17 protein-coding genes and 1 pseudogene are annotated in these 21,495 nt (G+C 48.3%); 6 read left to right on the forward strand and 12 right to left on the reverse strand.

Annotated features, from left to right (window positions below):
- Positions 1-2: 2 nt before the first annotated feature.
- The 9 genes from DWX26_RS09260 to DWX26_RS09300 form a co-directional block, all read right to left on the reverse strand.
- A complete protein-coding gene (locus DWX26_RS09260) occupies positions 3-1,457 on the reverse strand; it encodes a serpin family protein (protein WP_118601313.1) in 1,455 nt (484 codons plus the stop codon).
- Positions 1,454-2,014, reverse strand: coding sequence for an RNA polymerase sigma factor (locus DWX26_RS09265; RefSeq protein WP_118601314.1), 561 nt, complete (start codon positions 2,012-2,014; stop codon positions 1,454-1,456). Before DWX26_RS09265 ends, DWX26_RS09260 begins: the two co-directional genes overlap by 4 nt.
- 123 nt (positions 2,015-2,137) lie before the next feature.
- Positions 2,138-3,820: a phospho-sugar mutase gene (locus DWX26_RS09270; RefSeq protein WP_118601315.1), complete on the reverse strand. Its 1,683-nt coding sequence runs from the start codon at positions 3,818-3,820 to the stop codon at positions 2,138-2,140.
- A 219-nt stretch (positions 3,821-4,039) separates the two neighbouring features.
- A complete protein-coding gene (locus tag DWX26_RS09275; RefSeq protein ID WP_117761871.1) occupies positions 4,040-4,708 on the reverse strand; it encodes an SGNH/GDSL hydrolase family protein in 669 nt (222 codons plus the stop codon).
- Positions 4,709-4,884: 176 nt separating this feature from the next.
- On the reverse strand, positions 4,885-5,916 hold the full coding sequence (locus DWX26_RS09280) for a TRAP transporter substrate-binding protein (RefSeq protein WP_243030600.1): 1,032 nt from the start codon (positions 5,914-5,916) through the stop codon (positions 4,885-4,887).
- Positions 5,917-5,932: 16 nt separating this feature from the next.
- Positions 5,933-7,222 carry a TRAP transporter large permease gene (locus DWX26_RS09285; protein ID WP_118601316.1) on the reverse strand — a complete coding sequence of 430 codons (1,290 nt, stop codon included), beginning with the start codon at positions 7,220-7,222 and terminating at the stop codon, positions 5,933-5,935.
- Positions 7,222-7,854: a TRAP transporter small permease gene (locus DWX26_RS09290; protein WP_117761874.1), complete on the reverse strand. Its 633-nt coding sequence runs from the start codon at positions 7,852-7,854 to the stop codon at positions 7,222-7,224. Before DWX26_RS09290 ends, DWX26_RS09285 begins: the two co-directional genes overlap by 1 nt.
- 104 nt (positions 7,855-7,958) lie before the next feature.
- Positions 7,959-8,720, reverse strand: a complete 762-nt coding sequence (gene aroD, locus DWX26_RS09295) for a type I 3-dehydroquinate dehydratase (protein WP_118601317.1) — start codon at positions 8,718-8,720, stop codon at positions 7,959-7,961.
- Positions 8,721-8,828: 108 nt separating this feature from the next.
- A complete protein-coding gene (locus DWX26_RS09300) occupies positions 8,829-10,043 on the reverse strand; it encodes an MFS transporter (RefSeq protein ID WP_055218956.1) in 1,215 nt (404 codons plus the stop codon).
- 281 nt (positions 10,044-10,324) lie between these two features.
- Here DWX26_RS09300 and DWX26_RS09305 point away from each other — a divergent pair, with 281 nt between their 5' ends.
- The 4 genes from DWX26_RS09305 to aroE all read left to right on the forward strand — a co-directional run bounded on the left by DWX26_RS09305 (position 10,325) and on the right by aroE (position 15,380).
- Positions 10,325-11,272 (forward strand): LysR family transcriptional regulator, encoded by a 948-nt coding sequence (locus DWX26_RS09305; RefSeq protein WP_055218958.1) that lies wholly within the window; start codon positions 10,325-10,327, stop codon positions 11,270-11,272.
- Positions 11,273-11,343: 71 nt separating this feature from the next.
- A complete protein-coding gene (locus tag DWX26_RS09310) occupies positions 11,344-13,365 on the forward strand; it encodes an oxidoreductase (RefSeq protein WP_022462048.1) in 2,022 nt (673 codons plus the stop codon).
- Positions 13,366-13,415: 50 nt separating this feature from the next.
- The gene (locus DWX26_RS09315) at positions 13,416-14,306 is read left to right on the forward strand and encodes a quinate/shikimate dehydrogenase (RefSeq protein ID WP_334291836.1); all 891 of its coding nucleotides are present in this window, start codon (positions 13,416-13,418) and stop codon (positions 14,304-14,306) included.
- A 201-nt stretch (positions 14,307-14,507) separates the two neighbouring features.
- Positions 14,508-15,380 carry a shikimate dehydrogenase gene (gene aroE / locus DWX26_RS09320; RefSeq protein WP_055218962.1) on the forward strand — a complete coding sequence of 291 codons (873 nt, stop codon included), beginning with the start codon at positions 14,508-14,510 and terminating at the stop codon, positions 15,378-15,380.
- 159 nt (positions 15,381-15,539) lie between these two features.
- Here the strand turns inward: aroE and DWX26_RS09325 are convergent, their stop codons facing one another.
- A complete protein-coding gene (locus tag DWX26_RS09325; protein WP_117761878.1) occupies positions 15,540-17,327 on the reverse strand; it encodes an ABC transporter ATP-binding protein in 1,788 nt (595 codons plus the stop codon).
- Positions 17,328-17,338: 11 nt separating this feature from the next.
- A complete protein-coding gene (locus DWX26_RS09330) occupies positions 17,339-19,126 on the reverse strand; it encodes an ABC transporter ATP-binding protein (RefSeq protein ID WP_055267790.1) in 1,788 nt (595 codons plus the stop codon).
- Positions 19,127-19,327: 201 nt separating this feature from the next.
- Here DWX26_RS09330 and DWX26_RS09340 point away from each other — a divergent pair, with 201 nt between their 5' ends.
- Positions 19,328-20,233, forward strand: a complete 906-nt coding sequence (locus DWX26_RS09340; protein ID WP_055267788.1) for an AraC family transcriptional regulator — start codon at positions 19,328-19,330, stop codon at positions 20,231-20,233.
- Positions 20,234-20,506: 273 nt separating this feature from the next.
- A pseudogene (locus DWX26_RS09345) lies at positions 20,507-21,010 on the forward strand (DUF6017 domain-containing protein); the annotation flags it as partial.
- A gap of 71 nt (positions 21,011-21,081) precedes the next feature.
- Here DWX26_RS09345 and DWX26_RS17900 read toward each other — a convergent pair.
- Complete coding sequence (locus DWX26_RS17900; RefSeq protein ID WP_242998350.1) at positions 21,082-21,399, reverse strand: helix-turn-helix domain-containing protein; 318 nt, start codon at positions 21,397-21,399, stop codon at positions 21,082-21,084.
- Between the last annotated feature and the right edge of the window lie 96 nt (positions 21,400-21,495).

The following is a 21,495-nucleotide window of genomic DNA, read 5'->3' on the forward strand; positions in this document are numbered from 1 at the left end:
TTTCATGTCTCTGCAATATTTCTCACAACTCCCGAAAACAGAATCGATCCGTCCTGCCCCGTGACAAGAAACAGGAATGGACGATCCAGTACGAAGTCGATTTCGTCGTCCGGTATTTCTGCTGCGGTTTCTGAAACGCCGAGTTCTGTATACGCTGCTCCGGTTACTCCGTTTTCGTCGATTTCAAGCATGGCGGCGTGGTCTGCTTTGCTCAGGTATAAATTCTCTTTGTCCCCTGTTAATGGGCTGAAATCTGCCAGATCCGCATCCAGTGCATCCGTTACACCCAGTGCGCGCACCGTTTCGATCAGGTCTGTTTTCTCCGATACTTTAAATTTAGGAACAGACAGGTTCACCATAGGGGAATACCAGTTATCACTGCTTTCATCCCGCCGTATAACCTTCATCAGATCCGGATCCGATACCAGTTCATTGACATCGGTATTTTCATCCGGAAGCAGGAAATACATGGAGCCGCTGTCCTGAAGGCTAAGGCTGACTGCACGGAAATGTTCGCCCTGGTAGACATCCATCCATTCCGTTTTCTTCATCATGTCCACAGTGGTATCTCCCGCAGCTCCGTGGAAGGTTTCCTTCTCTGTATTTACTTCCCAGAAATTCTCCCGCCACATCGCCTTATAATAGATGGTTGATACCAGTTCAAATACCGTTTCCGGGGCAATCGCCATGTTTTCGGTGTATTCTTTTAAAAGCCCTCCGGTATTATCATCCGTCCAGGTCCGCAGGGCCTGATTCATCTCTTCCGATCCGGGAGTCCCACAGAAGGTCGATGCATAATACTGTTCCGCCAGCCGCTGCAGCGTTGTGTCATTGTATGCTTCCTCACCATCCAGCCACAGCGAATTTGCCAACACACTTTTCAGCGCGGGTGTGTCTGCATAATTGCTTTCCCAGAGTGAAGAAACATTTTCCCGTAAGGTGTCCATGTCCTGCGCACCAAGCATATCCAGAATCTGCTGCCGCGTATTTCCATCCGAAGTTTCCGCCAGCATCGCAAACGCAATATACAGATTGATCGGCGAGCAGACGGTATTTTCATCCTCTGAAACCAGCATTTGTTTCATCAGGTTCTGATAATATGCATCCATTCCCGACTGCAGTTCTGCTGATTTTGCTGTCAACTCCCGGTACGAATCCCACCAGTCCCAGTGTGCATCGCTTTCCATGAATTTCTGTGCATCCATCGTCCGAGCCACAGATGCCGGATAAGCCGCCAGAACCGTCGTTACCCCCGACGGATAACGGACTGCAGAACCCTCCCGACCGTTTCTCCATGTCGCAACCCCCAGCACAGCTCCGCCGATGATCACCGCGCAGGCTGCGGCGGCCGTCCATTTTTTCCATACGCCTCTCCGCGGGTGGCGATCACTCCGTGCTTTTTCCACCATACCAGGCTCCAGATTTCCCAGCACTTCAAACAATTCTTCTTTCTTCATAATTCGAACCCCCTTTCCGTCAAGTGTGTATGCAATTTTCCACGGATCCGGTTTAATGAAACTGAAATATAATTTTCACTTCTTCCCAGCCGCTCCGCGATTTCACCGATACTGTCTACATACCAGTACCGCAGGACAAACATGCATCGTTTCTCCTCCGGCAGCTTCTGCAGAAACTGATTGATCTCCGCGATCAGTTCTTTCATCTCCCACTGCCGCTCAATATCATCTTTCCCCGAAACACATTCTTCCAGCTCGTCCAATACCGCATCCATCTGACTTTCTCCGCGTTTTTTGCGATGCATTTTTCGATACAGATCAAATGAAAGATTTCTCGTTATTTTTCCAAGAAATGTGGATAACAGAGACGGCCGGTGCGGCGGCATAGCGTTCCACGCGTGAAGCCAGGTGTCGTTGACACATTCTTCTGCATCCGCCGGATTCCGCAGAATATTCTGTGCAATGGACGTACAGTATGTACCATATTTCATCGCAGACTCGCTGATCGCTGTTTCGTTCCTGTCCCAGTACATTTGGACAATATGAGTATCCTCCATATGGAAATCCCCCCTTTCATCTATCATCACGCCATTTTGCAGAAAATCTTACACTTTTCAAAAGAAATTTCGGTTCAAAAAAGGGCGTGACCAAAGCCACGCCCTTCCATTCTTTTATTTTTTTTATGCCAGAATCGGTTTCAAAGCCTCTGCGAGTTTTTCTTTCTCTGCTTCTGCCTCTGCCAGATCCTTACCAAGTGTTGTGTAGTATACTTTGATCTTCGGCTCTGTTCCGGACGGGCGGACGATGACGGTTTCACCGTTTGCCAGCTTGTAGATCAGAACGTTTGCGGATGGGAGTCCTGTTTCTTCCGGTTTCTCGTAATCGGTTACTTTGACAACAGCGGAACCTGCGATCTCGGTCAGCGGCTCTTTTCGAAGGCCATCCATGATGCCGGCCATCTTGTCCATTCCGCTAAGTCCCGGGAACTCGAAGCTGTCTACTTTGTTCAGGTAACGGCCATACTCGGCATAGATCTCTTCCAGTCTCTGTTTCAGAGAGCTTCCGATGCTTCTGTAATAAGCTGCCATCTCGCAGATCAGCATGGAGCCGATGACTGCATCTTTATCTCTTACATACGGACCGGCCAGGTATCCGTAGCTCTCCTCGAATCCGAAGATGAAGCGGTCTACTTCGCCGTCTGCCTCAAGGTTTGCAATCTGATCGCCGATCCATTTGAATCCGGTCAGAACGCTGCGGAGTTCCACGCCGTAGTGCTCGGCAACAGCATCTGCCAGTGGTGTGGATACGATGGATTTTACAGCAACCGGTTTCTCCGGCATGGTGCCTTTCTCGATGCGGCCTGCGCAGATGTAGTCGAGAAGCAGAACGCCGACTTCGTTTCCGGTTACCAGCTCATAGCTTCCATCCGGGCATTTCATCGCGATACCAACACGGTCTGCATCCGGGTCGGTAGCCAGCATCAGGTCTGCGCCGGTCTCTTTTGCAAGATCCAGGCCTTTTTCCAGTGCTGCAAAGATTTCCGGATTCGGATAGCTGCAGGTGGTGAAGTATCCGTTCGGATACTCCTGCTCCGGAACGATGGTGATATCGGTAATTCCGATGTCTTTTAATACACGGGTAACCGGTACAAGACCAGATCCATTCAGCGGGCTGTAAACGAGTTTCAGTCCAGCGGTCTTGCAAAGACCTGGACGAACCTGACGGGATTCGATGGCTTCGTACAGTGCATTCTTGCAGTCATCGCCGACGAAACGGATCAGTCCCTCTTCTACTCCCTGTGCAAACGGCATATATTTTACGCCGGTCAGGATATCGGTTTTCTGAATCTCTGCGTATACGATTGCTGCAGCATCATCGGTCATCTGGCATCCGTCCGGGCCGTAGGCTTTGTAGCCGTTGTATTTTGCCGGGTTGTGGGATGCAGTTACCATGATACCTGCATTGCAGTTATAGTAACGGGTTGCAAAGGAAAGTGCCGGTACCGGCATCAGTGCATCGTAAATTCTGACTTTGATTCCGTTTGCAGCCAGAACGCCTGCTGCTGTTTTTGCGAATACATCGCTCTTGATACGGCTGTCATAGCTGATGGCTACGGTCTGGTTTCCGCCCTGTGTTTTTACCCAGTTTGCAAGACCCTGTGTTGCCTGACGTACTACATAGATATTCATACGGTTTGTTCCTGCGCCAAGTACACCACGAAGTCCTGCGGTTCCGAATTTCAGAGATACAGCAAAACGGTCCTTGATCTCCTCATCGTTTCCTTCAATCCGTGCCAGCTCCGGGTTTAGATCTGCGTCTTCCAGATCAGCTTCCAGCCATCTCTTATACTCTTCCAGATACATGTGTTTATCTCTCCTGTTCTCTTTTATTTTATGTCCTGCTATGTAATGTCCATCCTAATGCAAGCATAAGTACACTATAGTCATAATATACCATAGCCAGCCCAAAACAGCAATTAAATTTGGTCATTTAAGCAGAATTTTACCGTTCTTTTTCTCTTTTTTTCGACTGTATCGGCTGTTTTCAGACAGAACAGGAGCAAAACAGATTTATCAGCCTTTTTATTCCTCTCCCGGTCTGTGATGATAATCAAATCCACATTTTTCCAGAAATGCCCGAGCGATTACCGTCGCACCGATCTGGTTCGGATGGATTCTGTCCCAGGCGATGTAGGAAGAATGGCGGTACTGGAAATAATCATTGAATACGGCCTGCAGGTCGATGAAGCGGCAGCCGTATTTTTCAGCCAGCTCACTGCAGATGGCCCCGTAGGTGTCCATGCGTTTTCTCATCCAGTCCTCTCCATTTGGCTCCATGTAGTATGGGGTCATAAGGAAAATACCTTTTACGTTGTCTTTTACGGAAAGAATCATCTTTTCGACGTTGAAACGGTACTCCTCCGGGGATACCTGCTCGTCCGGGATAGCCGGGCTGTCGAACTGTCTCCAGACATCGTTGATACCGATGCAGATGGAAACCCAGTCCGGTTTCAGAGATACCACATCGCGGTCAAATCTCTGCAGCAGATCGCGGCTTGTGTTTCCGCCAATACCGGAGTTTGTCACACGCAGATACACCTCCGGGTAAAATGCCGCAAGCATATTCTCGACGATTCTGACATAACTCTTTCCAACATTTTCAAATAAACCTTCCCCCACCGGCTGTGCGCTCTCCATATCCGTTACGGAATCTCCTGCAAATACAATCCGGTCCATGTGTTCAAAAATCATTTCTGTACCTCCTCTGGTCCTAATTTTTTAAATCTTCTGAGCCCCATTATAGTCTTGCCGTTTCGACTGTGCAAGGCAATCTTTGCGAATCCCCCCCACTTGGCGGACGCAAAAATTCCCGGCGGCAAAGCGTCGTTTTTTGTGCCTTGCTGTCGGGAATTTCATCTTTCTTTTTCTTACTCAATGCCATCCATATAAGCATTGTAAATTGCCGGGTCAATATTCTCCTCGATCGACTCATACACGCTCTTCGACGCCTTTCGGATCTCCGCTCTTGTCTGGTCATCAAGAGTCAGGATCTTCGTTCCGCTCTCCTCGATCGTCGCAATTTTATCGGCGATACGGGCATCGGACTGTTCTCTTGCGTACTCGGTCGCAATCTTTGCAGCCTTGGTCATGATCTCCTGCTCGTCTGCAGGCAGATCTTTGAAGAAATCGTCGTTGACAATCAGGGAAATCAGATGCGGCAGATGGTTCGTTTCCACTACGTAATCCTGCTGCTCATACAGATTATTCGAAACGATGACCTCATACGGGTTCTCCTGCGCATCAATCGTGTGCTGCTGCAGGCCGATGTAAACCTCACTGAAGCTCATCGGCGTCGGGTTGGCACCGATGGCTTTCCAGAATGCCAGATGGTAGCTGTTCTCCATGGTACGGATCTTCTGGCCCTTGAAATCCGAAAAGCTGTAAACCGGCTTATTCGTACTCATGACACGAAATCCCTGATCTGCCATACCGAGCAGGTGATAGCCGCCCTCTGTGTAAACATTGCTGATCAACTCGTAAAACTCCGGATTATCAATCTTCTCACGGCATTCATCGAGAGAATCAAACACACACGGCAAATCAAACACGGCAAGATCCCCCATAAAAGAAACCTGCGGTGCCGTATTCTGTACGACAAACGGAATATCGCCGTCAGCACACGTTTCCAGCAGATCGCGGTCGCCGCCAAGCGTTGAGTTTGCGTAAACCTGAATTTTCATCCTTCCATCGCTCAGCTCTGAAATCTCTTCCGCAAACTTCTCAGCGAAGATCTGCGTTACCGTGTCCTCCGGGCTCGCCGTTGCCAGCGGCCAGGAATAGCGCTGTGTCGTCTCTCCATCGGAAGAGCCGCAGCCGGCAAGCGATGCGCCAAGCGCAATGACAGCGGCAAGTGCCGTCACTTTTCGGAAAAGCTTTTTCTTTTTTGTCATCTTTTTCATTGTCCTTCGCTCCTCCCTATAAAATTCCAATCGAAATCGCCGGAATAAACGTAATCAGCAGCAGTGCCACAAGGAAGAAACCGATCATCGGCATAGCCTTCTTTGCGATCTGCATGACCGGAACCTCGGTCAGGGAGCTTGCCACGAACAGGTTGACGCCGATCGGCGGTGTTACGAAGCCGATCGCCAGGTTGACAACCATGATGACACCAAACTGAATCGGATTCATGCCGATCGCCTGTACAATCGGCAGAAGGATCGGAGTCAGAATCAGGATTGCCGGTGTGGTATCCATCACCATTCCGACAATCAGCAGGAATACATTGATGATCAGAAGGATCGCAACCGGGCTGTGGAAGTTGTTCAGGATAAACTCGCTGACCGTCTGCGGTACCTGCATCAGCGTCAGCACACGGGAAAATGCCGTCGATGCCGCCAGAATAAATAGGATCGGGGTGAAGGTACGAATCGCCTCAACCAGAATGGACCAGATGTCGCGGATGCGGATACTCCTGTACACAAAAAGGCTGATGATCAATGCATAGAATACGGAGATAACAGCCGCCTCAGTCGGGGAAGCGACACCGCTGTAGATACAGCCAAGGATGATCACCGGGCTGAGCAGTGCAAAAAAGCTCTCTTTTAAAACGCGAAGCAGGCCTTTGTCATGCAGCACTTTGACTTCTGCATGGATCTTCTCTTTGTCCTCCCCATACCGTTTGCAGTGATAAACGGCATAAACCATCAGCAGCAGACCGATCATCAGACCCGGTACAATTCCGGCAAGGAACAGGTCACTGACCGAAGCGCCGGAAGCCATACCGTACATGATGAACGGAATACTCGGGGGAATGATAACGCCAAGGCCGCCGGCAACTGCCACAATCGCTGTGGAGAATGTCAGATCATAACCAAGGGTAGTCAGAATCGGGATTGTCATGCTTCCGACAGCGGCAACGGTCGCCGGAGCGGAACCGGAAATCGCACCGTAAAAAAGGCAGGTGACGATAACGGCGCACGGCATACCTGCGGTGAATTTTCCGAGAAAATAGGCAAAGACATCAAACAGTTTTTTGGAGATGCCCCCCTTAGCCATGATGATACCGGAGAGGACGAACATCGGAACTGCCAGCAGAGGGAAGGAATCGAGTCCTCCGAACATGGCACGGATCAGATATTTGGCTCCTACCGTAAAAGACGGGTCAAACACCGACGGAAGCACAGATGTGATTCCAAGGGTAATCGATACCGGAACAGCGATGACCAGCAATGCAACAAAAATCAGAAATAATACTACGACCGGCATTAGCGTTCCTCCTCATTCGAATTTTTAATCGTATGGATGCGGTTGTCGATACCCGCGTTCAGAGCATTTTCTGTGGTGTTATCTGCTCCGGCATTTGCCTCAATGAAGGATTCCGGCGTATTTCGCTCCGGATGGGCCGGGTCGAAAACGTTCTCACCGCGTGCCACACGGAACTCGATCATCCACCGCTGCAAAACACGGAATGCAACCAGTACAAAGGAGACAAGCGGTGCTGCCTGGATAAAGTACATCGGGATTTTGCAGGCCGGGGAAAGCTGGCCGCTTTTAACTGACGACATCATATAAGAAAAAGCAAACGGAATCATATAGATGAAAAAAATCAGTTCAAACGTATGATTCACAATTTTGAAAACGGCTTTTCCTCTCCGCGGAAAAATCGCAACAAACTGCTCGATCTTGATGGAAAGGCATTTTTTGCTGCAGTAGCTGACGCTTAAAAAACCGCACCAGATAAAAATATATCTGGTCAGCTCTTCCGACCACGACAGCGACATGCCAAGGACGTAGCGGCAGAAAACCTGAATTCCCATGATCAGCGTCATGGCGATCAGACCGATCACAAGAAGAAATTCTTCCAAGTTTTCATCCAGCCAGTGAAATACTCTCTTCATAAAAGGCATACCTCCGTTAAATTTATAACAGAACAATAATACAAAAGGGACATCGGCATCAACAGCAAAGCTAAAAATACCGGTGTCCCCCAAAGAAAAAACGGTTACATGGCTTTGTGAAGCAGATCCAGAACGGTGCTCAGATCATTCACACCCATCTGACCCGGTGCGGATGCTTTCTTCGCCGCGCCGAAGGTCATGGAAGAACCAAACACCTCACCGCAGAGACGGCTGATTACACCGGTGCCTGCCATAGACATGGTGATGATCGGTCTGTCCGCATAATTGGTGGTCATTTCCTCTGTTGCTGCAAGCAGGGTCAGAACGTCTTTCTTATTCTGCGGCATAACAGCGATCTTCGGAATGTCTGCGTTCATATCCTGCATCTTGCGCAGTCTGTAGATGATGTCTGCTTTTGCAGGAGTTTTGAAGAAATCATGGTTAGAAGCAACAACCTTTACGCCTGCAGCGTGTGCGCCGTCGATGATTTTCTTTACGATCTCATCTCCGGTGAAGATCTCAACGTCGATCAGATCAACGTATCCGGTCTGTGCTGCCTTGATGTTCAGCTCAGCGTATGCTTCCGGCTCGATAGCTTTTTCGCCGCCTTCTTTGGAGGTACGGAACGTCATCAGAAGCGGAATATTGCCGAGTGCTTCGCGGAGGTCTTTTAACACGTCCTCTACCTGCGCAAAGTCGAATACGCCTTCAAACCAGTCTACACGCCATTCTACAACATCAACCGGAATCGAATGGAAGGTTTTTGCTTCTTCGATGATATCGTTTTTGGTAACACCTACGATCGGAACGATGATTTTCGGTGCGCCGGCACCGATTTCAATATCACGAACTTTTACTGTATTCATGTGTTTTTCCTTCTTTCTTCAATTTAACCCTGACTTTTCTTTGCAGGCTTTTCTTTTTCACGTCCGGATTCCTTGGTACTTCGTACTTCCGCAATCCTTAACCTCATTTTAATTGTCCTGCTGTGCAAGTTCAACCATTTTTTTATAGCGGATATTTACAAACAGTCCAAGTGCAACACCAACTGCGGTCAGAACGATATTCATGGTCATAACGCCGGACGGCTGCATTTTAGATGCTGCGGTCAGGATGGTGTAGTTGCAGAGAGAAGATGCGATCATAACCAGTGCGGTTACGGTTCCTTTGATTTTCGGGAACAGCATGTTGCAAACGGAAGTTGCGATCTGAAGCAGTCCGCCTGCACCAGCCCATCCGATAATGAAAGCACCGGCGATCATCAGCGGTTTACTCTGTCCCATCAGGACAGCGATCATTGTTACAAGGCAGATAGCCGGGTAAACAACGATGAAACGAACGTCTTTGATTTTTCTGGTCAGGAATGCGGTTACAACGAGTGCCAGCATAGTTCCTGCAGAATAGTAGGTCTGCATGATGGACGGATTCGCCCAGCCTACATTTTCTTTTGCAAAGTTCTGCGCGCAGTTCAGCCACAGCTGGAAGGTACCGGTGCAGGTGAATCCGATCAGGATCATGGCGATGGACTCGAAAGAGAAATGGGTATGCTTCAGGCTGTCGATCAGACCCTCTTTTTTGCCGGATGCTTTCTGGTCAGCATCTGGCAGCGGGAACAGGAATACCAGTACAAAAAGTACGATATACGCAATTCCGCATCCATAGAATAACGGATTGTAGGAGGTAAAGCCGGCTGCGGTAGAAGTAACCGCTACACCAAGAACAAATGGAAGCAGCATCTGTGCGATTGCGATGAAGAATTTGATTCCCATAGTAGCAACGCTCGGAGCTTTGTAAATAATTTCGGATACTGCCGGGTAAATACCGGTATCCAGAAAGGAGTTTGCGATACCGCCGATAATGGCGCATACGTAAGCGATGGTATAACCACCGTGTGTTCCTGCATTAAATGCAAGGGCAAGGCCGATCAGATAAATTGCATAAGAAGCACTTCCGATTGCGGTGGAAATGCGACGTCCGAGCTTGTCGGACAGAGGACCTGCAAATGGCAGTGCGATCAGACGGCCAAGACCGAGTGCTGCGGAAATTGCGGTAATTGCCATTGCTTCCACTCCCCATGCTGCTGCCAGAGCCTCTTTGATGACTGCCTGGCCCAGAATAGAGCATCCAACACCGTGGATAAAGTAGTTCAAGTACAAAATTAATGCACTTGGCAGGTATTTCTTGTTCATGGTTTCTCTCCTTTTTAAATAGATCATGTGTTGAGGTCAAATTGTCTTTTTCCTCTGTTCGGTTCATCCTTTTGTTTTGTCACAAACAACAGATTACCAGTTTCGTGAATGTTAAAAAAATAACATTTGCCTTTATTTTAACAGTGAAAGTGTGTGCGGTCTAATGCTTTTAAAGGAAAAAATCAATGCATTGAATGCATTGATATGGTATACTTGAGTTATCATAATAAGAGGAAGCAAAGACTTTCTTACGGAACCATTTTTTCAGGAGGAAAAACCACATGACACTGAATCAGATTCTCTATTTCCGAAAGGTCGCCCGGCTGGAAAATTATCACCAGGCGGCAGAGGAGCTTTATATTTCCCAGCCATCCCTGAGCCGTTCGATGGCCGCCCTTGAAAGTGAGCTTGGAATCACGCTGTTTGAAAAGAAAGGGCGCGGTGTTGTCCTTACCAATGCCGGCCGTCTTTTCCTGGAGCATGCAGACCGGATCGCAGGCGACTGTGACATTGCGGCAGGCAAGATGAAAGAACTCGCCTCCGGTGGCGGAAAAATCAACATCGGTTATATTTTTCCACTTGCCGGACATTATATTCCGCACAATGTCCGCACCTTTCTGGACCAAGAAGAAAACAAAAATGTTGCCTTTAGCTTTTGGCAGAACCATACCCCGGCCATTGCACAGAAGGTGAAATCCGGCGAACTCGATCTTGGGTTTGGCGGCTTTTTAAAGCGCGACGACATGGAGTTTTTTCCGTTGATCCAGCAGCCGCTTGTCATCGTGTCCCCGGAACAGCATCCGATTGCCGACGAACCGGAGGTTCCGCTTGTAAAGCTTACCCGTTATCCGGTGATCGGCTACGACCGCGCATCCTGGATGGGGGCCTACACCGGTCATCTCTACCGCAAATATCAGCTTCATCCCAATATTATCATGGAATGCCCGGATGAATATTCGATTGTGGCACTGGTACGCGAAAACTTCGGCATCGCGCTCATGCCGCGAACCGATATTCTGGAACAGGCAGACGGTATCCGCATCCATACACTGAAAGGTCTCGAGATTTATCATCAGACTTTTATGTTCTGGATGAAGAACCGCTACCGGCTTCCGGCTGTCGAACGGTTTACCGAATACATGAAACAGCACGCTGACATTATCGAAGAGTCCAGAAACGATAGCGAAAACGTATCAAAAGTTTATCTGAAAGATATTGTTAATTTTTAGTCGAAAGAGTTATGATGGATTTGTCACAAACAGAGGATTACCGCTCATGTAATGAATAAGGAGAAATTTTCATGAAGAGTGCTTACCCAAAAATTTTTGAACCAATTACCATCAAACGAACAACGATTAAAAACCGTATTGCAATGACCCCGATGGGAACCAACTACGGTGAGACAAGCGGTGAGATGAGTAACCGTCATATGAATTATTACTCTCTCCGCGCAAAAGGCGGCGTTGGTCTTATTATTCTGGAGAACGCCAACATCGAGTACCCGGTCGGTTCCAACGGAACCAGCCAGATCCGTATCGACCACGACAGCTTTATGCCGCGCTACTATCAGTTAGTCGAAAATCTTCATAAAAACGGTGCTACCGTAGCAATTCAGATCAACCACGCCGGAGCTTCCGCATCTTCCGCAAGAACCGGTATGGAAACCGTTTCTTCTTCCAACATCCCGACAAAAGCCGGCGGAGAAACCCCTCGCCCGATGACAAAAGAAGAAATCATGACAACCGTGAAAAAATACGGCGAGGCTGCAAAACGTGTGCAGGCCATCGGCTTTGATGCCATTGAAATCCACTGCGGCCACTCCTACCTGATGAGCCAGTTCATCTCCCCGTATTACAATAAAAGAACCGATGAATTCGGTGGTTCTGTAGAAAACCGCCTGCGCTTCCCACGTATGGTTCTCGAAGAAGTACGTAAAAACGTCGGACCGTGGTTCCCGATCATCGTTCGTATCTCTGCTGAGGAGCGTGTTCCGGGAGGAAATACTCTGGAAGATACCCTCGAGTACCTCGAGTACCTGGATGAGTTCGTAGATATGTATGACGTATCCTGCGGCCTCAACCCATCCCTGCAGTATCAGATCGACTCCAACTTCCTGCCGGATGGATGGCGTTCCTACATGGCAAGAGCCGTAAAAAATAAATTCAAAAAGCCTGTGATCAATGCTGGTAACTACCGTGACCCGAAGGTCGTTGAAAAAGTTCTCGAGAGCGGCGATGTAGATATCGTCGGAATGGGACGCGGCCTGATCGCTGAGCCGAACTGGGTGAAAAAAGTTGAGAACGGCGAGGAAGATCTTCTTCGGAAATGTATCTCCTGTAACGTTGGATGTGCCGGAAACCGTATCGGCGTCAACCGCCCGATCCGTTGTACCGTAAACCCGGCTGTTCCGGAAGGCGATATTTACAAAGCACTGAAAGTAAATAAAAACTGTAACGTTGTTGTTGTCGGCGCCGGTACTGCCGGTATGGAAGCAGCCTGCACCGCAGCAGAAGTCGGATGCAACGTTTTCGTACTTGAGAAAAACGATCACATCGGCGGTCTTTCCACTTTCATCTCCGATCTTCCAAGCAAGACCCGTATGAAAGATTTCCCGAAATACCTTGAGGCAAGAGCTGCAAGACTGAAAAACCTGTATATTTTCCTCAACACCGAAGCTACGGTGGATAAGATCAAACAGTTCAAACCGGACATCATTGTAAACTCCACCGGTTCCGTTCCGCTTGTTCCGCCGATCAAAGGCCTGAAAGAGAACATCGATGCCGGAAACGTAAATACCATCTTTGGTATGATCAACAATGTAAACGCCGGAAAATATCCGGAAGAAGCCTGTCAGAGCAAGAAAGTCGTTGTAGTCGGCGGCGGTTCCGTAGGACTTGACGTTATTGAATACTTTGCACCGAGAGGCGCCGAGTGTACCATCATCGATATGCTGCCGCAGATCGGTATGCTTGCAGACCCGATCACCAAATGCTCCATGCGTGAGACACACGACAAATACGGTGTAAAAGAATATGTCAACACTGCTCTTCAGGAAGTAAAAGAAAACGCATTCACTGTAAAGCTTCCGGACGGAACCATCCAGGATCTCACCTTCGATTACGGATTCAACTGTCTTGGAATGCGCTCCAATAACCCGATTCTGCCGGAGCTTCAGGAAGCATTCGCTGATACCCATACTTATATTTATACCATCGGCGATTCCGTCCGCGCACGCCGCATCATGGAAGGTACCATGGAAGGCCGCGCGATCCTGAATGTACTGGAGTCCCAGGGCTACCTGCATCTGGAGCCGCTTGAGTAATCACTGAATCACTTTCTTACACAATATAAAAAAACAGAAAAGAGGAAAATATCATGCCAAATATTACAGGACATACCGAATTAGTTGGATTAATGGCTTACCCGATCCGTCACACCCAGTCTCCGACAACCCACAACCTTGCATACGACAAAAACGGAGATGACGTCATTCAGCTTGCTTTCGAAGTTGATAACGATTCTTTAAAAGATGCTGTGCAGAGTATCCGCGCGCTGAAAATGCTCGGTTCCAATATTTCCATGCCAAACAAAACTGTTGTCCACAAATATCTGGACGAAGTAGATGAAGCAGCTAAGTTATGCGGCGCTATCAATACCGTAGTCAACCTCCGCGACGAAAACGGTCAGGTAACCGGAAAACTGAAAGGCTACAACACCGATGGTATGGGATACTGGCAGGCACTGACCGAAGAGGGCATCGATTTCAAGGGAATGAAGATGGTCCTGATCGGAACCGGCGGTGCTGCTACTGCAATTGCAGTGCGCGGTGCTCTGGATGGAGTTGCAGAAATTGAAATCTTCAACATCAAAGACAAATTCTACAGCCGTGGAGAGGAAATTGTTGATCTGATCAATAAGAACACCAACTGCAAGGCTACCATGAACGATCTGGCAGACAAAGACCTCCTGAAAGAAAAAATGCACGCAGCTGACCTGTTCTGCGATGCTACCGGCGTAGGAATGCATCCACTCGAAGACCTTTCCAACATTCCTGATCCTTCCTTCTTTAAAAAAGATCTCATCGTAACGGATACCGTTTACGCTCCGCGCGAAACCGTTATGATGAAACAGGCAAAAGAAGCAGGATGTGAGAAAGTATTCAACGGCATGGGCATGATGCTGTTCCAGGCACTCATCGCAATCAAGCTGTACACCGGAAAAGATACTCCGGTTGACTACATGAAAGAGAAACTTGGAATCTGATTTCCGGGCGAATCTTTTCCATCTTAAACCTTAATCAAAAACCAACACGAAAAGAGGAAATGAACTTTGCGTCATTTCCTCTTTTTTTCTTGCTTTCTTTCGGCATCTGGAGTATAATTCACTTCATATAGTAGCAGTTTAAAGTGCTACAGCACGATTTATCATCATGCGGAAATACGAGGAGAGAGAGGATTTCAAACTATGTCAAAACACATCACAGGACACACCGGATTATTATGTTTACTCGGAAGCCCGGTTGCACACAGTGTTTCTCCGGAAATGCACAACGAAGCATGCGACCAGCTCGGCCTTGATTATAGCTACCTTGCCTTTGATGTACCGGAAGACAAAATGCCGCAGGCAGTCGAAGGACTCCGCACCATGGGTGCAAGAGGCTGGAACATCACCATGCCTGGCAAAAATATCATGTGCAAATTGGCAGACAAGGTTTCTCCTGCTTCGGAGATCTCCGGCGCATGTAATACCATCGTCAACGACAACGGCGTTCTCACCGCTTACACCACCGACGGTGTCGGCTTCATGAGAGCAGTTGCAGAAAACGGCGTAGACATCATCGGCAAAAAGATGACTCTGCTCGGTGCCGGCGGCGCTGCTACTGCAATCCTGGTACAGGCAGCCCTCGACGGCGTAGCTGAGATCAATGTATTCAACGTCAGAGACAATTTCTTCGGAAGAGCCGAGGAAATCGTTGCAAAACTCAATGAGCGTACTTCCTGCAAGGTTACCCTGCACGACTTCTCCGATCCGGAAGTCCTTCGCGCATCCATCGCAGACAGCGCCATTCTTGTCAACGGAACTTCCGTCGGAATGGCTCCAAAAACCGAGAACACCATCATCACCGACACAACGATGTTCCACAAAGACCTCTTCGTTTTCGATGTGATCTACAATCCGCAGGAAACCCGCCTGCTGCGTGAGGCAAAAGAGGCTGGATGCAAGACCGGAAACGGTATGTACATGCTGTTATACCAGGGAGCTGCTTCCTTCAAACTGTGGACTGGCGAGGATATGCCGGTTGAGATCATCAAAGAGAAATACTTCTCCGGAAAATAAGAAGAACTCCTGCTTTGCCGAATTTTCCGCCTGCGGCGGGTCGCTTCGGCGACACGCGCAAAAAGCGACACGAACAAGAAACGGCAAAAGGCTTCTGCCACGGATTTTTATCCGCTGGCAGAAGCCTTTTTTATAATCTTTTTTATGATCTTTTTTTGATCAGCCCGCTTTCTGTACTTCATCAAGCTGTGCTGTATACAGTTTATAATAATGGCCTTTCTTTGCCATCAGCTCATCATGTGTTCCGCTCTCCATAATACCGCCGTTATCGATATACATAATCTTATCGCAGTTGCGGATCGTAGACAGACGATGCGCAATGATAAATGAGGTTCTGCCCTTCAGCATGGCATTGAGTCCCGTCTGCAGTGCTTTTTCGGTCTGTACGTCAATGCTTGAGGTCGCCTCATCGAGAATCAGAATGGCCGGATCGGAAAGCAGGGTACGCGCAAACGAAATGAGCTGCTTTTGTCCCTGGCTCAGCATGGAACCACGCTCCCTTACCTCCGTCTGATAGCGATCCGGCATTTTGCTGATAAACTCGTCCGCACAGACAGTTCTGCTCGCCTTCACAATCTCCTCATGCGTTGCGTCAAGCTTTCCGTAACGGATATTATCCTCAATATCTCCCGAGAAAATAAAGCTGTCCTGCATCATAATACCCATCTGCTCACGCAGGGAATGAATGGTCACCTGCGAGATATCCTGTCCATCGATCAGGACGCGACCGCCATTGACATTGTAAAACCGTGAAATCAGATTGACAATCGTACTCTTTCCGGCTCCGGTCGGTCCGACAAGCGCCACACTCTCACCCGGTTTTACCGTAAACGAAACATCGTTTAAGATCTGTTTTGACGCATCGTACGAGAAATTTACGTGATCGAAGGTCACCTCACCGCGGATTTTTGGCATTTCAACGGCATCTTTTGCATCCTTTACCGTCACCGGCTCATCCATCGTCTCAAAGATACGTTCCAGATACGCAATGTTGTTGATAAAGTTATTGAAGATGTTTCCAAGGTTCATGATCGGCTGCCAGAAATACGATGCATAGCTCGAAATCGCTACAATCGTACCAACCGACTTATTTCCCTGCCCGAAAAGGATCAGACCGGACAGAAAAATGGCAGCACGCACGCAGACGGAAATTGAATCGATACCCGGCCATACCAGGTTGGAATAGCGAACTGCTGTATTCCATGTTCTGCGGCAATCCTTGGAAAGATCTTTGAAAATCTCCGCATTCTCATCCTCTCGTGCAAAGATCTGCGTAATGCGGGCTCCGACAATATTCTCCTGCAGATAGGCATTCAGGTTTGAGTTCTTGTTCGAAACTGCCTGCCATGCACGTCTCTGTTTATTCTTGATCCAGACCATGAAAACGCACAGCACCGGCACGCCGCAGAGCACGACAAATGCCATCTGCACATCAACCAGAAACATGAAAATCACGATAAACAGAAGGTTGAAGCTCTCCAGAACGATGTTGATCAGACCATTTGACAGCATATCCGATACCGAGTTGACGTAGTTGACAACCCGAATCAGGATCTTGCCGTGCGGGCGGTCATCGTAATACTGGAACGGCAGCTCCTGCAGATGTGCAAACAAATCTTTTCGGATATCATAGATGATACTCTGACTGACATCCACCATAATGCGGCTTCGGATTGTTGTGAAGATCACGCTCACCAGATAGATGCCGACCAGCATTCCCACAAGAGAAAATAAAAGCCTCTCGTTTTTCTCCGGAATTGCAAGGTCCAGCGCCCGCTGGATAACCATCGGCGCCACATAGCCGGACGCACCGCCGATGCCACTCAAAAGGATCGCAAAAACCATCCGTTTTGCATATTTTTTGATATAGGATGAAGCTCTGAGCAGATGCTTGATGTCAAACGGCTCTTCGAGCACTTCATCCTGCTTGTATGTATTTTTTGCCATTGCTTCCCCTCCTACAGTTCATCCACACCGGTCTGCAGCTTCACCAGTTCATAATAGTAACCCTTCTTCTCCATCAGTTCCTCATGTGTTCCCATTTCTTCAATATAGCCATTTTGCAGAACAATAATCTTGTCCGCTGTTTTCGTTGTCGAAATTCGCTGTGCAATCACAATCTTGGTACATGGAAAATCAAGCTCCCGTAAGGACTGCTGAATCTGTTTCTCTGTTTCCATATCAACCGCCGATGTTGTATCGTCAAGAATCAGAACCGATGGACGGATCGCCAGTGCTCTTGCCAGAGAAATTCTCTGCTTCTGGCCTCCGGAAAGACCAACACCGCGCTCTCCGACCAGGGTATCGTAGCCCTCCGGCATCTTTGAAATGAAATCTGCCGCAGCGGAATACCTTGCAAACTTGACAACCTCGTTCATCTTGATCGAATCATCGCCGTAGGCAATGTTTCCCTCGATCGTGTCAGAATACAGCAGAACATCCTGCGTGGCAAGTCCGATCTGTTTTCGGAGATCATACAGCTTCAGCTGTTCTACAGGAATTCCGTCAATCCGGATCTGTCCTTCTGTCGGCTCATAAAACCGCGGGATCAGATTGATCAGCGATGTCTTGCCGCAGCCGGTCTCGCCCATGATCGCAACCGTCTCGTTCGGATGGGCCGTGAAGGAAATATTGTGCAGAACCGGCAAATCACCATCCTCGTATTGGAAGGAAACGTTATCAAACTCGATTTTGCCTTCAAACCGCTCCGGATGGGAAACGGCATTTTCTTCGTCCCTGATTTTCGGTTCGGAGTAATACAGCTCCATGACCTTTTTCGACGCTGCTGAGAACCGCTGAAATTCGTTCATGATATTTCCCATCTGACGCATCGGATTGGCGATTGCCCAGATGAGGCCTGAAAATGCCACATAGTCTCCCATAGTAAGCTGTCCTCTGATCATAAAAACACCGCCGACTGCGAGCAGGACAACCGGCATCAGGTTCGCAATACTCTCGACAATCGGGAAAAATTTCAGCCATACCATTCCGGTTGCCTTATTCGTCTCCGCATAGTCGGTATTGGCACGGTCGAATTTCTCGATTTCGTAATCTTCTCTTGCAAACGCTTTGACAACGCGGTTTCCGGAAATATTCTCCTGTGCGCATGTATTCATCTGTGCCAGTTTTTCACGCAGCGCCGCATGCATCGGGGCAACGCGGTTCCGGAACAGATAGATAATCCAGAATACAAACGGTGAAATCACAAGAACGCACAGTGCCAGCTTCCAGTTCGTATACAGGAAGAAAACGGCCGCTGCAGCAAACAGAGAAAATGACTCAACCACCATTCGTACAACCCATGCAACCATGTGACGCACCGCATCCAGGTCTCCTGTCTGCCGTGTCATCAGATCTCCTGTCCGATAGGTACTGTAAAACGTCATATCCTGACGCTGAAGCTTGTCGTACAGATAATTCCGCACCCGGTACAGAACACTCTGCGACACCGTCTCATAGATCATACAGCTGCCATAAACAACGATAACACGCAGGAACGTAAAGCCGACCATCGCAAACAGCAAGCGGTAAAGCAGGTCACGGTGTACCTGAAGATTTGTCGCCGCGTTCTCCCCAGTTAAAAACAGATCCACAATTTTTCCCGAAAAATAGGGAATCGTAAGCTGCAGAATATTGTACAAAACGGTTCCGAGAATACCGACAAAGTACAGCGCCCGTTTTCCCTCCATGTTTTCCCACAGCCACGCAATTTTGTTTTTCGGGAATTGTTTCGTGTTGCTTTTCATGTTTTCATATCCCCCCTTATCTTAGGAAATTGAGTTACCAAATTCAGCATTAATTTTCTTTCAAATGCTTTCGCCATTGTATCAATTTTCATTTGGATATGATATAATGCGACTGTACAAAAATAGAATGTTTCTATTTTTCCGAAACTGATATTCCCAGAAAAATACTGAATATTTTTTACCTGAAGGGGGACTTTTCCGTTGAAGAATCTTTTTGAATACAGTGACATCCTGCACTCGCCGATTGAAGCCTTTTCCTGCTGCTCCGACAGTTTTTCCATGCCGGTCAAATCCCACTGGCACTATTTTACGGAGGTTCTTTATCTGCAGGAAGGTTCTCTTCTCGTGAGCTGCAACGATTCCGTCTACCACATAAAACCGGGCTCTTTCATCCTGTTTCCTCCACAGACGGTCCACGCACTTGCCGCAGACCAGGATCGGCCATTCCGCTATTTCTGTATCAAATTCAACCTGAACCGCATCCAGCTCACCGGAAGCTACCTTCCGAACCTGAGCTTTGCTTTCCATAAAATCGCCACGATGACCTATCCTTCGCTTTTGTTTACGCAGGAAGATCTCTCAGAGCTGAATCTCCATGATTTTTTTGTAACCCTTGAGAGGGAGGCTCTTGAAAAGAAATACGGTTATGATGCCTATATCTATTCTCTCTTTTCCACACTGTTTCTCCGGCTTCTGCGTATCTGGCACTGCCAGGGAATCTGTTTCAATCCCGAATCGATTTCCGAGAGTGAGGAACAGAGTATGCAGGATATCCTCGTCTATCTCGACCGCCATTCCCAGGAAAACATCAATATCGAGGCACTGGCACATAAATACAACATGAGCTACTCCTATTTTGCCAAACTTTTTCTGAAGCATTACGGGCAGAGCTGTAAGCAGTATATCGAGTTTATCCGCCTGAACAAGGTTGAAAACCTGCTTCTTTTTACCGACTATGACCTGAACTATATTGCAGCCGAGACCGGCTTTGCGGACTGCAGTCATCTGATCCGCACCTTTAAAAAGCGGTACCAGATCACCCCGCGGCAATTCCGTCAAAAGCATCAGACCACGGTTTCCTCGTCTCTCCCGGCGAAGCTGGGATAATCTGAAAATGAAAAAACCCTGCAAAAAAGAGCGTTGCCATAAGAAAACATGAAAAAAACCAGTAAAATCAATGTTTTTTAGGGCAGCGGAAAACGGGGCAGGTCAAAACAACTGAATAATCAGACAGAAACAGGGTGTTGTCAAGCATGACAGCGCCCTTTTCTGTTCCCCGGCTAAGCCGCAGATTTTGAAAAAGTCTGCGGCTTTTCTTTTTGCCCAAACGCAGAAAGGAGGCGACGGCCTATGTACTTCACTTCCGGCAACGACCGGGCCTTTGAACAGCCCCAGCCCCGGCCAGAGCAGCCGGACGAGGCGGCACCGGGATTGGAAAACTCGGTGTTGGAAAATCCAACATCGGATAATCCGACACCGGGAAACCCGACATTGGAAAATCCAATGCAATTAAATAAAGATATATCAAGTAAAGAAAAAACAACTACGGATGTATCAATTACCGATTCCATTCCTATCCTTTCCCGACCCTTCCCCTCGGAGGACGAAGCGGCACAGCCGCCGGAACGGAAAGGAACGGGAGCGAAATCACAGAGCGCCATAGAGATTTATCGTGAGATCATCATGGACAACATCGAGTACGAACACCTTTGCCAGCACGCCAAGGGCATTGACCGGGAAACGCTGGACGAGATCGTGGACTTGCTGGTGGAAACCGTGTGCAGCGTCCGCAAGACCATCCGTATTGCCGGGGACGATTACCCGGCAGAGCTGGTGAAATCCAAGTTTATGAAGCTGGACAGCTCTCACATCGAGTTTGCTATGACATAATCGGCAATTATCCAAAACGCCGGGCGCGGAGGTGTCAAAGCCTCTGCGTCCGGCGCTCTTTTTTCTTATGCCTGCCCCATTGGGAAGTTAGGCAGTTCTTCCAACAGTTTCAGAATAAGGTGCTGCTTCATATCTTCGTCAACGGCCAACTCGTCGATCATGGGAGTGTAGTGTTCGATCACTTTTTGTTTAGCCCATAGCTCACCGGCGACGGCGGCCCTGATGGTAGCTGTGTCCAGTAACATTTCCTGTTCGGCCATCGTGTCAACTCCTGTCGTTTTTTGTCTTATTCCAGCATACCACAGAACCGGCGGGAAAACCAGCGCCGGAAAGATTTTTCTACGCATTTCAAAGCCCGTTCCGACGGGTATTTGATAAATCATTCTGCCACCCCATCGACCACCGCCGAAAAGCCTTGATTTCCGTCAATGTCATTAACTTAAAAGCAGAAGATATTTATTCCGAAATGGATTAGATAT

This window comes from Blautia sp. AF19-1, assembly GCF_003479155.1.
GTDB lineage: Bacteria > Bacillota > Clostridia > Lachnospirales > Lachnospiraceae > Fusicatenibacter > Fusicatenibacter saccharivorans.